The sequence below is a fragment of the Mycobacterium sp. 94-17 genome, from assembly GCF_035617725.1.
Classification (GTDB): Bacteria; Actinomycetota; Actinomycetes; order Mycobacteriales; family Mycobacteriaceae; genus Mycobacterium.
Map to the genome: position 1 here is coordinate 1 of NZ_JAPIYN010000023.1, position 13,338 is coordinate 13,338.

Genomic DNA, 13,338 nt, shown 5'->3' on the forward strand with positions numbered 1-13,338 from the left:
AACCCCGCGCTGGCCAACGCCGCACGCACCACCCGCTGCTGCGAAGGACCATTGGGCGCGGTCAACCCGTTGGACGCACCATCCTGATTGACCGCCGAACCCCGCACCACCGCCAGCACCGGATGCCCCAACCGCCGCGCGTCCGACAGCCGCTCGACGACCAGGATGGCCCCGCCCTCGGACCAACCGACGCCGTCGGCCGCGCCCGCGTAGGCCTTGCTCCGGCCATCGGGGGCCAACCCGCGGTGCCGGCTGAACTCGACGAACACCGTCGGGGTCGCGTTCACGGTCGCGCCGCCGGCCAGGGCCAGGTCGCACTCCCCCGAACGCAGCGACTGCACCGCCATATGCAAAGCCACCAACGACGACGAACACGCGGTATCCACCGACACCGCCGGCCCCTCCAGCCCCAGCACATAAGACACCCGCCCCGAGGCGACGCTGGAGGTCATCCCGGTCAGCCGGTAGCCCTCGATCTCCTCGGCGAGCATGCCGTAGCCCTGGACGATGAGTCCGGCGAAGACGCCGGTGGCGCTGCCGCGCAACCCGCTGGGGTCAATCCCGGCCCGCTCCAACGCTTCCCACGACAATTCCAGCAGCATCCGATGCTGGGGATCCATCGCGAGCGCCTCGCTGGGCGCGATGCCGAAGAAGGCCGGATCGAAGTCCCCGACACCGTCGACGAAGCCCCCGGTGTTCACGTAGCACTTGTGGCGCGCGTCGGGGTCCGGGTCGTACAGGCTCGCCACGTCCCAGCCACGGTCGGTGGGAAACTCCGAAATGACGTCGCGGCCGTCGGCGACCATTTGCCACAGCGCCTCCGGGCTGTCCACGCCGCCCGGGAAGCGGCACGACATACCGACGATCGCGATCGGCTCGCTGGACCGCTCCAGCAGCGCGCGGTTGGTGCGCTTCAGGCGCTCAACCTGGACCAGCGCTTTACGCAGCGCTTCGGTCGCATGCTGGAGTTGATCAACCATCACAAACCTCGCCTAACCCCTCGCCTGATGACGCTCGGCCGTCTTCACCGCCGGACGCGGTTTTTGCCGAGTGACGGAATGTGCTGCACGAGGCGGTGCCGTTTCCCGCTCGACCAGCGTCGTGCTGCTCTCCGACCCAAGAATATTGCTGGTGAGTATGGCCAACTCCGACTGAATTTCAAAACGTCCGCCGCTCCCGACTGCTAGCCGAGGACCGGTAGCTGTGGATACGGCCCGACGTCCATGGCGTGACAATACCCGGCGGGCCATAGTCGGTGGTCAGGCGGATGTCTGCAGCGTCGGGGCCGGGCGATGGCGTGCCGGCGAGGCGATCAGACACCCACCCGGCGCCAGCCATCGGCGGCCCGGGCGGCTTGGATCAGCGCGTCGCACAGCTCGCGTAGCTCGGGGGTCCCGGCGCCTTCGTCGACCGCCGTGGCGATGTCCTCGGCCGCGCACCGCACCTGGTAGACGCGGTCCGAGAGGTCGGCGGCGTCCTCGGCCGACAGCACCACCGCGTCCGGGGGCAGGGCCGACAGCGGGTCAGCACCGTTGCGGCTCAACGAGGCCCGTTGCTCGTACGCGCGCTGCCGGCACGACTGGCGGCAGTACTGGCGGCGGCGGCCCATCCCCGCGTCGGCGACGTCTCGGCCGCACCAGCGACAGGGCTGCGGGCGGGTACGGCGACTCACGCCTGCCGACTTTAGTCGGGATTGCGCGGCGATCCCGGTATCATTGATAGTCGCGTCGCGTACGCCCGCCTCGAGCCGGGGAACTGCGCAGATCGCCGCAGCGTTGGCACAGTGAAGATGGCACGGAATTGCAATGAGGGAGCCGCAGAGCTCCGAGAACGTCAAAAGGAGCAGCAGCCATGGCTGATCGCGTACTGAGAGGCAGTCGCCTCGGGGCCGTGAGCTACGAGACCGACCGCAACCACGACCTGGCGCCGCGCCAGCTGGCCAAGTACCGGACCGACAACGGCGAAGAGTTCGAGGTCCCCTTCGCCGACGACGCCGAGATCCCCGGCACCTGGCTCTGCCGCAACGGCCTGGAAGGCACCCTGATCGAGGGCGACCTGCCCGAGCCGAAGAAGGTGAAGCCGCCGCGGACACACTGGGACATGCTGCTGGAGCGCCGCTCGGTCGAGGAGCTCGAAGAGCTGCTCAAGGAGCGCCTCGAGATCATCAAGACTCGCCGCCGGGGCTGACCCGCGGGTCAATGCCCGGCACAGGGCCCGCCGCCTAGGTGCGGTTGTCGGCCCGGGTGGCCCGGACACCCGAGCGTCGGCCCTGGACACCCCAGCGGGTGACTTTGACCAGGGCCTCGCGGATGTTGGATCCGCTCATCTTGGACACGCCGAGTTCGCGCTCGGTGAAAGTGATGGGCACCTCGGCGATGGTGAACCCGTTGCAGATGGTTCGCCAGGTCAGATCGATCTGGAAGCAGTAGCCCTTGGAGTCGACGCCGTCGAGATCGATCGCCTCGAGCACCTCGCGACGGTAGGCGCGGTAGCCGGCGGTGATGTCGTGCACGCCGATGCCGAGCGCCAGCCGGGCGTAGGTGTTGGCCGTCCAGGACAGGGCCCAGCGCCGCTTCGGCCAGTTGCGCACTGTGCCGCCCTCGACGTAGCGCGACCCGATGGCCAGGTCGGCGCCGGCGTCGACGGCGTCCAGCAGGCGGTGCAGCTGTTCGGGCGCGTGGCTGCCGTCGGCGTCCATTTCGACCAGCACCGAGTAGTCGCGGCTCAGCCCCCAGGCGAAGCCCGCCAGGTAAGCCGCGCCCAGGCCGTCCTTGGCGGTGCGGTGCAGTACATGAGTGCGGCCGGCGTCGGCCGACGCCAGCTCCTCGGCGAGGCGGCCGGTGCCGTCGGGGCTGCTGTCGTCCACCACCAGCAGATGTACCTGCGGGCACGCCTCTTTGAGCCGCCGGTGGATCACCGGGAGGTTCTCCAGCTCGTTGTAGGTGGGGATGATCACCAAGACGCGCTGGCTGGGACGCTCGCCTGGGACGTGGGGCGCCGGCTGGCCGGTGGTCATGTAGCTCCTCTGTGTCGCCCGAAACCTGAAATCGAAAGAATGTTGTTCCGTCGCGGTCGGACGGGGTGGTGGTCAGACGCCGTCGTCTGCCGGCGTGCGGTCCTCGCGCTCGTCGGGCGCTGTGTCCGGGTCGTGCTCGTCGGGCGGCGGCGTGCCCGGGGTGGCACCGGCCCCCTTCGACTGGCGTGTGGACTTCAGACGTACCGAACGCGGGAACCATCCATTGTGCCGTATCCCGGCCAGAATCACCGCTCCGGCCGCCACCACCATGACCCATTGCACCAGCGGCGCCCAGCGTGTCGCCGGCGTCAGCCGGGTCTTGAGGCGCACCTGGGTGTCCAGATAGGCGGGCTGGAAGAAGTCGGTGCGGGCCAACTCGCCGCCGTCGGGGGCCACCACCGCGCTGATTCCCGTGGTGCCGGCTACCAGCACGTACCGGTCGTGCTCGACGGCGCGGACCTTGGCGAATGCCAGCTGCTGCTCACTCATCGTCTTGTTGAAGGTCGCGTTGTTAGCGGGCACGGCCAACAACTGGGCACCGTCGAGCACCGCTCGCCTCGGCACCCGATCGAAGATCACTTCCCAGCAGGTGGCGACGCCGACCGGCACCCCCGCGATGTGCACCACGTCCGAGCCCTGCCGCGGCACGAATTTTCCCGCGCGCTCGGCGTAGCCGGACAGGTGCTTGAACAACCACGGCATGGGCAGGTACTCGCCGAACGGCTGCACGATTTCCTTGTCGTGGCGATCGGCCGGGCCGGTGGCCGGGTTCCACACGATCATGGTGTTGGTGTAGTTCGGATCCTGCGGCGGGCTTCCCGGCACATCGAGCACGCTGCCGATCAGGATCGGAGCGCCGATGGCGGCGGCGGCCTGCGAGATCTCCTGGGCGGCGTCGTTGTTGACCAGCGGGTCTACATCCGAGGAGTCTTCCGGCCAGATCACGAATTGCGGCTGCGGGGCGGCCCCCGAGCGCACGTCCTCGGCCAGGTGCAGGGTCTCCTGGACGTGGTTGTCCAGCACGGCCCGCCGCTGGTCGTTGAACTCGAAGCCCAGCCGCGGCACGTTGCCCTGGATGACGGCGACGGTGACCGCCGGCTCCCCGCCCGAGCCGGTACCAGCGTGGCGCACCTGCGGCCAGACGATGAGCGACGCGAACAGCACCAGGCAGATGCAGGTGCCGGGCAGCACCACCGCGGGCGGCACCTGGTCCTCGGCGCCGCCTGCCGCCGCACGCGCCGGATGACCCGCGTGCCACCACTTCACGATCTCCAGCGCGATGGCCGTCGCGCTGAAGCCCAGCAGCATGACCGCAGTGGACAGCAGCCGGACGCCGCCGAGCTGGACCAGCGGCAGGAAGGGACCGTGCGTCTGGCCGAAGGCCGCCGAGCCCCAGGGGAAGCCACCGAACGGAACGATCGACTTGAGCCACTCCTGGGCCGCCCATACCAGCGCGAACCAGACGGGCCAGCCGGGCAGCCGGCGCACGGCGACGGCGCACAGGCCGAACAGGGCGGGAAACAGCGCGCAGACCGTCGCGAGCGCGATCCAAGGGATCGGGCCGACCAGTAGCCCCGTCCAGGGCAGCAGCGGCAGATAGAACGCCAGCCCGAACAGGAACGCGTAGCCCGGGCCGCCGGCCGGTGTCGTCGCAGGGTGCGTCAGCACCCACGCCAGCAACGCGGCGGCCAGCACGGCGGCCCACCACCAGTTGAGCGGTGGGAAACTGGCGCAGAACAGGAGGCCGGCCGCCACGGCGCAACTCAGCCGGGTCAGGCGGGGCAGCATCGCGGCCTGGGCGGCGGGCATCCGCGCGATCACGCCGGCCACCAGCCCGGTGACCGCGCCGCGCGCCGCGGTGCCGACCCGGGTGCCCAGCGTCGTCTGACCTTCGGGCGCCGCGGCGACGGCGTCCCGGCCGGAGTCGCCGCCGGGCGCTTCGGGCTCGGGGCGGACGTCGGCAGGCCGGTCGTCGCGGTCTGCCTCGGCCTCGTCGCCGATGGGGTCGGTGTCGGGCCGGCGCGGCAGGTCCGCTTCCACCCCGTCGGTCTGGTCCGCGGGCTCCTCGCTGCCCGGCCGACCCCTAGCCATGGATGACAGCGCCCCGATGCACCGTTCGCCGGCACCGCGGCAGGGCGTCGTCCGGGCCCAGTCGCGGCAGCGCGGGCACCCGCGACCGCGGGTCGGTCGACCAACGCTGGACTGTGTCACGCGGGGCGTGCACTTCCAGTTCGCCGGCATCCCAGACGACATACGAGGCCGGCGCTCCCGGCACCAGCGTGCCCGCCGTGCCGTCGCGGACGCCGGACGCCCGCCAGCCTCCCCGGGTGGCGGCGGCGAACGCGGCCCGTGCCGAGATTGCGCTGCCGGGGGTGTGGTGATTGACCGCCGCGCGCACACTGGCCCACGGGTCGAAGTCCGTGACCGGGGCGTCGGAACCAAGCGCGAGGGGCACGCCTTGGGATGCTAACAGCGCGAAGGGGTTGAGCCGACCGCCTCGCTGGGCGCCCAGCCGCCGCGCGTACATGCCGTCGGCGCCGCCCCAGAGCGCGTCGAAATTGGGCTGCACGCTGGCCATGACGCCCCATTTCCCCAGCTTGGCGGCCTGGTCGGCGCCGACCATCTCGACGTGCTCGAGGCGGTGCCCGCAGCGGGCGACGGCGACCGGGCCGAGGTCAGCCACGACGCGCTCGAGGGCGCCCACCACCGTCGCGACCGCGGCGTCCCCGATGACGTGGAACCCGGCGGTGACGCCGGCCTGGGTGCAGGCCCGCAGATGCGCCTCGACGGCATCGGGGTCCAGATAGCAGGTTCCGGTGCGATCCGGCGCGTCCGTGTACGGCTCGTGCAGCCAGGCGGTGCGCGACCCCAGCGCCCCGTCGACGAACAGGTCGCCGGCCAGCCCGCGGGCTCCGGTCGCCGCCATCAGCTCGCGCGCCTGGGCGGGGCTGCGCACCGCCTCACCCCAGTAGCCGATCACCTCGACGCCGTGGTCGAGGGCCCGCAGCCGCAGCCAGTCGTCCATCCCGCCGATCTCGGGCCCGGCGCATTCGTGCACCGCGACGATCCCGGCCGCCGCGGCGGCCCGCAATCCCGCGGCACGGGCCTCGGCGAGCTGGTCGGCGGTCAGCAGGTCCCGGGCGGCGGCCCGCACCAGGTGGTGGGCGTCGCCGACCAGCGGTCCCTCGACGCTGAAGCCCGCCGCCGCCGGAAGCTCCGTCACCAGCCGTCGCAGGCCCGTCGACGCGAGCGCGGAGTGAACGTCCACGCGGGCCAGATAGGCAGGCCGGCCACCGAGAACGGCATCCAGGTCGCAGGTGCCGGGCGGGGCGTTCTCCGGCCACGCCGCTTCATCCCAGCCGTGGCCCCAGATCGGCCGGCCGGGGTGGGCGGCGGCGTAGTCGGCAACCATCCGCAGGCACTGGGTGTACGAGGCCGCCGGGCGCAGGTCCAGCCCGCTGAGCGTCAGCCCGGTCGCCGTGAGATGGATGTGGCTGTCCACGAATCCCGGCGCCACGAAACCGCCCTCGAGGTCTTCGACCTGCGCGCCGGGAAACATGCGGCGACCGACCTCGTCGCCGCCCACCCACGCCACGACGCCGTCGCGCACCGCCATCGCGGTCGCGTCGGGTTGGGCCGGGTTGTGCACCCGGCCGTTGACCAGCAGGTCCACCGGTGCCGGGCTAACGGTCACTATCGGTCACAGGCCAAAACTACGGGCACCGCGCGCGCGGCGTCAGCGGCCGTCGAAGGGTTGCGGCCGCGCCGGCGCCTCGACGTCGTGGACATCGATGACCTCGCCGTCGATGTAGTCGCCGTGCCCGGGGCCGCTGTCGGGGAAGACGCTCGCGTAATCGAGGCCGGTCATCTGCCGCTGCAGCGTGCGCACCGCCATGGCGGTCAGGCCGGGGCCGACGGCCGAGCGCACCGGCGGGATCAACAGCAACAAGCCAAGCGCGGTGCTGACAAAGCCCGGCACCAGTACCAGGAGGGCGCCCAGGCTGACCAGCGCGCCGTCGCCGGCCGCGGCGCGCGGTCCGGCCAGGCCCGAGCGCAGCTGCCCGATCCGGCGGATCAGGTGCGAACCGGCCATCGGGACCACGACGCCCCAGCCGACCACGAAGGTCGCCAGCAACGCCAGCAGGGTCCAGCCCCATCCGATCGTCGACACCAGCGCGACGACCACCGCGAGTTCGACGACGGCGTAGATCAGCAACAGCCGCGACACCATGCCAGCTCAACGTCTGCCGGCCACGCCCGAGTTCCCGTGGTGCCCGCCGGAGCGATTGCAGTTAGATAGCGCTATGACGACGATTCAGATCGACACCCCCGAAGGACCGATCGACGCGTTATTGAGCACGCCCCCGGGTCAGGGGCCCTGGCCGGGTGTGGTGGTCATCCACGACGCGTTCGGCTACGGGCGGGACAAGCAGTCGATCAACGATCGCATCGCCGCGGCGGGCTATCTGGCGCTGACCCCGAACCTGTATTCCCGCGGTGGCCTCATCCGCTGCATCACGCGCGTCATGAAGGAGCTGCAGACCCAGCGCGGTCGCTCCCTCGATGACATCCTTGCCGCGCGCGATCACTTGAAGGCCATGCCGGAATGTTCCGGGCAGGTCGGCATCGCCGGCTTCTGCATGGGCGGCCAGTTCGCTCTTGTCATGTCGCCCAAGGGTTTCGGAGCCTCCGCGCCGTTCTATGGCGCTCCCCTGCCGCGTAATTTGGACAGGACACTGGAGGGAGCCTGCCCCGTCGTGGCCAGCTTCGGGGGCCGTGACCCACTGGGCCGGGGTGCGCCGGAGCAGCTGAAGGAGACGATCGCCGCCAAGAACATCGTCGCCGACGTGAAGACCTATCCGGGCGTGGGTCACAGCTTCGCCAACGAGTTGCCCGTCCAGCCGTTGCTACGCATCGCGGGTTTCGGCTACGACCGGGACGCCACCGAGGACGCGTGGCGGCGGGTGTTCGCGTTCTTCGGCGAGCATCTGGGCACCGGCGCCGCGACTTGAGGGTTCCGTGCGGCTCAGCGCGCCGCGCCCAGCTTCTGCGATAACACCGCCGCGAACGTGTGCGTGTCGCCCGGCCAGCGCGCCGACACGTACCCGCCGTCGTCGACGACGAATGCGGGCCGGGAGTCGGTCGGCGTATCGCGCGCCGTCCCCGAGGTCTTCCGCCGCCAGTGCGGTGATCCGCGGGCGACGTCACGGAAGTCGGCCGGATCTGCGAGCGCCCGTGTGACTTCCGACTGCACCGACATGTACCCGATGGGTTGGCCCTGTTCTTCGCTATAGGTCCGGTAGTAGTCGCGATCCCAGAACCGGGTGAAGCGGGTGAGGCGCCAGGCCGAGCGCTCCATCGTCCACGTCAACGCCGTGGTCTTGCGCCCGTACAGGACGGACCGGCCGGTCTCGGGGTCGACGCTGCGCGCGGCGAGCAGCACCCCGTGACAGATGGCGGCCACCGCCAGCCTCCGGGCGAAGGCCTGCACGACGAGCCGGTGCAACGTGTCGCTGTCGATGTAGTTGCGCATCCCGCGGGCCCGGTGTCCGCCCGGCAACAACAGCGCGTCGACGTGGTCGAGGTTGGCCTGCGCCCAGCTGACCGGGTGTTGAAACTCGTTGGCGCGCAGCATGTCCCGATAGGCGCTCCGCCCGTCGCCGTTGGCGCGCAGCGCCAGCCCGAGCAACGGGACGGCACCCAGCAGCGGCAGCGCCGACCAGATGTCCAATCCCCGGCCGGTCACCATGATGTCGTCGGCCACGCCGGCGGCGCCGCTTTCGGTCGCGAAGACCACCCGGTGACCGCCGCTCGTCAACACCCTCCAGCTGACGGCGACCTCGGTCGGGTCGAAGTCGCGGTCCGGGATCGGGATGAGGACGGTGGCCACGGCGCCCCGGCGGTCAGGCGACTTTCAGTTCGAGGCCGACGTTGTTGTCCATGCCGCCGCGCAGCTTGCTGAAGAAGTTGAACACCTTGCCTAGGACGCCGTAGCGCTCCCCGATCGCGTCGTAGACGGCCGCCGTGTCCGACTTGTCCAGGATGGCCGCCGTCCCCTCGACGGCTTCGCTCGTTGGGCGGCCGTTCATGGCGCAGGTGGCCATCGTGACCCGCGGGGTGTTGCGGATTCGCTTGACCTTCCACGACTTTTCCTGGGTGATGACCAGGAGCCGGTCCGGGCGCCGCTTGTCCAGCGCCGCCCAGATCGGCGTCGGCTTGGGCCTGCCGTCCTTGGTGAACGTGGTGAGCAGGATGTACTGCGCCTTCGCGAGGTCGGCGAACGTCGGTGTCACCAGAACAACGTACCCCCGCGCGGGCCCGGCGTTGACATTCTCACCGCCCGGCTGCGATAGTCGTGGCTTAATTGAAAACATTATTTTCAGTTAAGAGCATCGAGCACCGACCGGAGTGGGCAATCGTGAGCGATCCGAAAAAGCCGTTGGCGTGGCTGCCGTTCACCATCGCCGAGGCGGCCCTGGCGCCGGAATCGTCGGACGGGACGGGCGATTCCGATGTCTCCGCGGCGTGGTCACACCTCGTGCACCGGCTGAGCGCGGCCGCGCAGACCGTCGAATCCGATCCGGCAAGCCGCAACCGAATCGACGCCGCAGCCGGATTCCGGCACCTACTGGTCCTGCTCACCGCGGGCATCGACGAGGCGCTGCGGTTCGATCCGGATCCCGCACTGCGGGTCCAGCGCACCAGCACCGACGACATCGTGACGTGGGGAATGGAGTGCCCGGACTGCCTCTACACCCGCGCCGCGCTGCGCGGCGGGGAGAGCTATCGGCTGTTCGGGCACCGCGGCACCGCCCGCTACGTCGGGCTGCAGACGATGCGCGGCATCACCGCCACCGCCAACGAGTTGGTCGACGAGCTCGAGACGGATCCCGACGGAAACTTCGAGGTGCTGCTGTCGGCCGCCGAACCGCCTGGGCACGTGGGTAATTGGATGCGTATCGACGGCGAGCATCCCACCCTGACGGTGCGACACTTCTTCTACGACTGGGATACCGAGGTGCCCTCGTCGCTGCGCATCGAGCGGCTGGGCGAGCCGGTGCGGGCCACCGCACCGCCGGTCGACCCCTACAGGGCGGTGACGCGGCAACTGACCGCCCTGGGCGACTTCGTCGCCGACAACCTGACATTCTTTTTACAGTTCGGGTCCGCCGCGCCGCCCAACGGCTTCCTCCCGCCGATCGATCGCACCGACATGGGGGCGGCCGCGGAGAACCGGCCGGTGATCGGCAGGTGGGAACTGCGGCCGGACGAGGCCCTCATCGTCGAAGTCGAACCGCCGCAAGGCATCTACTGGAGCTTCTCGATCGGCAACCCGTGGTGGGAGACGATCCATTACGGGCGCCACCAGTCCAGCCTCAATGCCCACCAGACCGCCGTGGATTCCGATGGCCTGGTCCGCGTGGTGCTCTGCGACCGTGACCCTGGCGTCGCCAACTGGCTCGACACCGCCGGCCACAGCAACGGGCCGATCATCCTGCGCTGTGTGCGAACCGAAACCGCGCCCACACCCACGACCCGGCTGGTGCCGTTCGGCGATATCCACGCCGAGTTGCCTTCGGGCACCACACAAGTCAGCGGCGCAGAGCGCGCGTCGGTTCTCGCGGCGCGGCGCCGCGCGGTGCACGAAAGGTTCGGACGATGACTTTTGACGCCGACGAGCTGGAGGACGGCGCCCGGGCCGCAACCGGTCTCGACGATTTCGGCTCGCCCTACTACCGCGAGGGGCTCGAACGCATCGTCGAGGCGCTGAACACCGAGGCGGATCTCAACGAGATCGGGCGGGTCATCCAGCACGCCAACATCGGCAACGCCCTGATCCAGCGCCTCAAGGTCGAGGACGTCTACCGGCAGCACCCCGAGATCGATGACCAGGTGGTCGGCGGCCCCGTCTTCGTCATCGGCCTGCCCCGCACCGGAACCACCGCGCTGAGCCAGCTGGTGGCCGCCGATCCCCAGTTCCGGTCGCTGCGCATGTGGGAGTCGCAAGTGCCTACCCCGCCGCCGGAGGCGGCCACCCAACACAGCGACCCGCGGATCGCGCAGGCCGAAGCCGGGCTGAGGATGCTCGACGACATGTTTCCGTTGATGAAAACGCTGTACAACTCCGAGCCCACCGCGCCCACCGAATGCCAGGACCTGATGGGAATGAGCTTCCGCACCTTTCACATTGACGGCGCCGTGCGGGCACCGGGGTATCTCGCGTGGCTGATGGGCTGCGACATGCGTGAGACCTACATTTTTCACCGGCGGGTGCTGCGGCTGTTGCAGTGGCACTGTCCGCCGGTCCTGTGGCATCTCAAGACGCCGGTGCACATGTTCGCCCTCGACGCGCTCGTCGAGGCCTATCCCAACGCCCAATTCCTGTGGAGTCACCGCGATCCGGCCAAAGTGATGGGTTCCGTCTGCAGCCTGATCCGGTACGTACGGAGCTGGAGCAGCGACCGCGACGACGCCGAGGAACTCGGCACCGAGCAGCTCGACAGCTGGGTCGAAGGAGTCCGGCGGGCCATGGATTTCCGCGCCCGGATGGGCGACGAGCGATTCGCCGACATCTCGTTCGCGGACCTGCAATCGGATCCGGTCGGCACGCTGCGAGCCGGCTACGACAAGCTGGGCCTGAGTTTCACCGACGCCACCCTGGCCTCCGTCCGGCATTGGGCCGCAGAGCACCGGCCCGGCTCGCGCGGCGCGCACGACTACGACCTGGCCGACTACGGCCTGACACCGGATGGTGTGCGCGAGCGGTTCGCGGACTATCTCGCCGCCTATGACACGTCGGCGTGAATCCGTGAGCGCTCCCCGCACGCGGCGACGCGACAAGCTCGGCGCGGACGCGGCGGTGCGCCGCGAGATCCTGACCGCCGCGTTAACCGTGTTGCGGGAGAACGGGATTGCGGGGCTCAGCATCGGCGCGGTGCTGGAGCGGGCCGCGCTGGGCACCCGGGCGTTCTATCGGCATTTCGAATCCAAGGACGAATTGTTGGCCGCGCTCCTTCTCGAGACGGCGCGCGTGGAGGAACGGCGACTGCGACGCCGGATGGCAGCCGCCGCAACGGAGGCCGATGCGGTCGCGGCCTGGATTGACGGACGGCTGGACCTGGCATTCGACGACGACGTCAAGTCCGACCTGCGCCGCCTGTCAATGGAAGCCCAGTCACAGTCCCCCGCGCTGGTTCAGCCGGCGTACGCGGAGATGCTCAAGCCGCTGAGCGAGGCGCTGCGGCGCGGTCTGCAGAGCGGGGTGTTCCGGCGCATCGACCCAACCACCGAGGCCCAGTTCATTAACGGAACGGTCTGGGCGGGCATCAACCGGCACTGGGCAACGGGCGACTGCGACCGCGACGAGCTCCGCGAACGCACGGTGCGGTTCTGCCTGCGCGGGCTCGGCGCACGGGTCTGACAACCGATCAAAGGAGATGGGCGATGGACCTGGGCTTTGCCGAATCGACGACCGTGGTCACCGGCGGCAGCAAGGGCATGGGACTGGCCATCGCCGAAACCCTTGCCGCCGAAGGAGCCCGCGTGGCGGTGATGGCCCGAAGCGCCGAGGCGCTCGACGCTGCGGTCGCGTCGCTGCGCCGGGCTGGTGCTCCGGATGCGGTGGGGATCAGCGTGGACATGGCTGATGCCGAGTCCATCGCCGATGGGTTCGCCACCGTCGCGCAACGGTGGGGGCAACTCAACAGCCTGATCCACACCATCGGGCCGGGCGACGGCTATTTCGAGCAGATGGACGACGCCCAATGGGACGCGGCGTTCACGCTCGGCACGATGTCGGCCGTCCGATCGATTCGCGCCGCCCTGCCGCTGCTGCGCGCCGCGGACTGGGCCCGCATCGTGACGTTGTCCGCGCATTCGATTCAGCGGCAGAACCCGCGCATCATCGCCTACACGGCTGCGAAATCAGCTTTGGCCAGTGTGACCAAGAATCTCTCGAAAAGCCTTGCCAAGGAAGGCATTCTGGTCAACTGCGTGTGCCCGGGGACCATCGTCACGGCGAGCTTCACCGAAGCGCTCAAAGACATCCTGGCCGCGGACGGCCTCGACGCCACCAACCCGGTCGACGTCATGACCTGGATCGACGACAACTTTCACCAGCCCTGCGACCTCGGCCGCGCCGGGCTGCCCGAAGAGGTGGCCTCCCTCACCGCCTACCTGGCGTCGCGGCGCAACGGCTATGTCACCGGCGCGACCGTCAACGTGGACGGCGGCTCGGACTTCATCTAGCGGCGCCTGCGGCCCGGTCTCGCGCCGAGTGTGGCTGTCTCGGCGCCGAGTGCGCGCGCCACGCCGCGCCGGTC

13 protein-coding genes and 1 pseudogene are annotated in these 13,338 nt (G+C 70.0%); 6 read left to right on the forward strand and 8 right to left on the reverse strand.

The annotated features are described in order from the left end of the window. Together OQ789_RS21710 and OQ789_RS21715 are read right to left on the reverse strand one after the other, a co-directional pair. Positions 1–980, reverse strand: a 980-nt coding sequence (locus tag OQ789_RS21710) for a polyketide synthase (RefSeq protein WP_324688238.1), incomplete at its 3' end; no start/stop codon positions are given. 332 nt (positions 981–1,312) lie between these two features. After that, positions 1,313–1,672, reverse strand: coding sequence for a hypothetical protein (locus OQ789_RS21715; protein ID WP_324688239.1), 360 nt, complete (start codon positions 1,670–1,672; stop codon positions 1,313–1,315). A gap of 179 nt (positions 1,673–1,851) precedes the next feature. Between OQ789_RS21715 and OQ789_RS21720 the strand changes: the two genes are divergently transcribed. Next, positions 1,852–2,187 carry an RNA polymerase-binding protein RbpA gene (locus OQ789_RS21720; RefSeq protein WP_221042691.1) on the forward strand — a complete coding sequence of 112 codons (336 nt, stop codon included), beginning with the start codon at positions 1,852–1,854 and terminating at the stop codon, positions 2,185–2,187. A 34-nt stretch (positions 2,188–2,221) separates the two neighbouring features. Here OQ789_RS21720 and OQ789_RS26045 read toward each other — a convergent pair. The 4 genes and pseudogenes from OQ789_RS26045 to OQ789_RS21735 all read right to left on the reverse strand — a co-directional run. After that, positions 2,222–3,058 (reverse strand): annotated as a pseudogene (locus OQ789_RS26045) (polyprenol monophosphomannose synthase); the annotation flags it as partial. 30 nt (positions 3,059–3,088) lie between these two features. Beyond that, entirely contained in the window at positions 3,089–4,825 is a 1,737-nt protein-coding gene (lnt, locus tag OQ789_RS21725; protein ID WP_420716176.1) for an apolipoprotein N-acyltransferase, read from the reverse strand. Between the two features lie 274 nt (positions 4,826–5,099). Continuing rightward, entirely contained in the window at positions 5,100–6,689 is a 1,590-nt protein-coding gene (locus OQ789_RS21730) for an amidohydrolase (RefSeq protein ID WP_324688316.1), read from the reverse strand. 63 nt (positions 6,690–6,752) lie between these two features. Next, complete coding sequence (locus OQ789_RS21735; RefSeq protein WP_324688240.1) at positions 6,753–7,247, reverse strand: FxsA family protein; 495 nt, start codon at positions 7,245–7,247, stop codon at positions 6,753–6,755. A 73-nt stretch (positions 7,248–7,320) separates the two neighbouring features. Here OQ789_RS21735 and OQ789_RS21740 point away from each other — a divergent pair, with 73 nt between their 5' ends. Then, entirely contained in the window at positions 7,321–8,028 is a 708-nt protein-coding gene (locus OQ789_RS21740; RefSeq protein ID WP_324688241.1) for a dienelactone hydrolase family protein, read from the forward strand. Between the two features lie 14 nt (positions 8,029–8,042). Here the strand turns inward: OQ789_RS21740 and OQ789_RS21745 are convergent, their stop codons facing one another. Both OQ789_RS21745 and OQ789_RS21750 read right to left on the reverse strand, forming a co-directional pair. Then, positions 8,043–8,906: a type 1 glutamine amidotransferase domain-containing protein gene (locus OQ789_RS21745; RefSeq protein ID WP_324688242.1), complete on the reverse strand. Its 864-nt coding sequence runs from the start codon at positions 8,904–8,906 to the stop codon at positions 8,043–8,045. 13 nt (positions 8,907–8,919) lie between these two features. Then, on the reverse strand, positions 8,920–9,309 hold the full coding sequence (locus OQ789_RS21750) for a PPOX class F420-dependent oxidoreductase (RefSeq protein ID WP_324688243.1): 390 nt from the start codon (positions 9,307–9,309) through the stop codon (positions 8,920–8,922). Positions 9,310–9,434: 125 nt separating this feature from the next. Between OQ789_RS21750 and OQ789_RS21755 the strand changes: the two genes are divergently transcribed. The 4 genes from OQ789_RS21755 to OQ789_RS21770 are packed head-to-tail and all read left to right on the forward strand — an operon-like array spanning position 9,435 to position 13,264. After that, positions 9,435–10,679, forward strand: coding sequence for a DUF1214 domain-containing protein (locus tag OQ789_RS21755; RefSeq protein WP_324688244.1), 1,245 nt, complete (start codon positions 9,435–9,437; stop codon positions 10,677–10,679). After that, positions 10,676–11,821, forward strand: a complete 1,146-nt coding sequence (locus OQ789_RS21760) for a sulfotransferase (protein WP_324688245.1) — start codon at positions 10,676–10,678, stop codon at positions 11,819–11,821. The genes OQ789_RS21755 and OQ789_RS21760 overlap by 4 nt, the downstream gene beginning before the upstream one ends. Before the next feature lie 4 nt (positions 11,822–11,825). Next, the gene (locus OQ789_RS21765; RefSeq protein WP_324688246.1) at positions 11,826–12,437 is read left to right on the forward strand and encodes a TetR/AcrR family transcriptional regulator; all 612 of its coding nucleotides are present in this window, start codon (positions 11,826–11,828) and stop codon (positions 12,435–12,437) included. Positions 12,438–12,460: 23 nt separating this feature from the next. Next, positions 12,461–13,264: an SDR family NAD(P)-dependent oxidoreductase gene (locus tag OQ789_RS21770; RefSeq protein ID WP_324688247.1), complete on the forward strand. Its 804-nt coding sequence runs from the start codon at positions 12,461–12,463 to the stop codon at positions 13,262–13,264. Positions 13,265–13,338 lie beyond the last annotated feature (74 nt).

Bases quoted from the DNA above. Each gene is read 5' to 3' on its own strand.
- OQ789_RS21720 (WP_221042691.1), top strand. From the start codon at position 1,852: ATGGCTGATCGCGTACTGAGAGGCAGTCGCCTCGGGGCCGTGAGCTAC.
- OQ789_RS21735 (WP_324688240.1), bottom strand. From the start codon at position 7,247: ATGGTGTCGCGGCTGTTGCTGATCTACGCCGTCGTCGAACTCGCGGTG.
- lnt (WP_420716176.1), bottom strand. From the start codon at position 4,825: ATGCCCGCCGCCCAGGCCGCGATGCTGCCCCGCCTGACCCGGCTGAGT.
- OQ789_RS21770 (WP_324688247.1), top strand. From the start codon at position 12,461: ATGGACCTGGGCTTTGCCGAATCGACGACCGTGGTCACCGGCGGCAGC.
- OQ789_RS21760 (WP_324688245.1), top strand. From the start codon at position 10,676: ATGACTTTTGACGCCGACGAGCTGGAGGACGGCGCCCGGGCCGCAACC.
- OQ789_RS21740 (WP_324688241.1), top strand. From the start codon at position 7,321: ATGACGACGATTCAGATCGACACCCCCGAAGGACCGATCGACGCGTTA.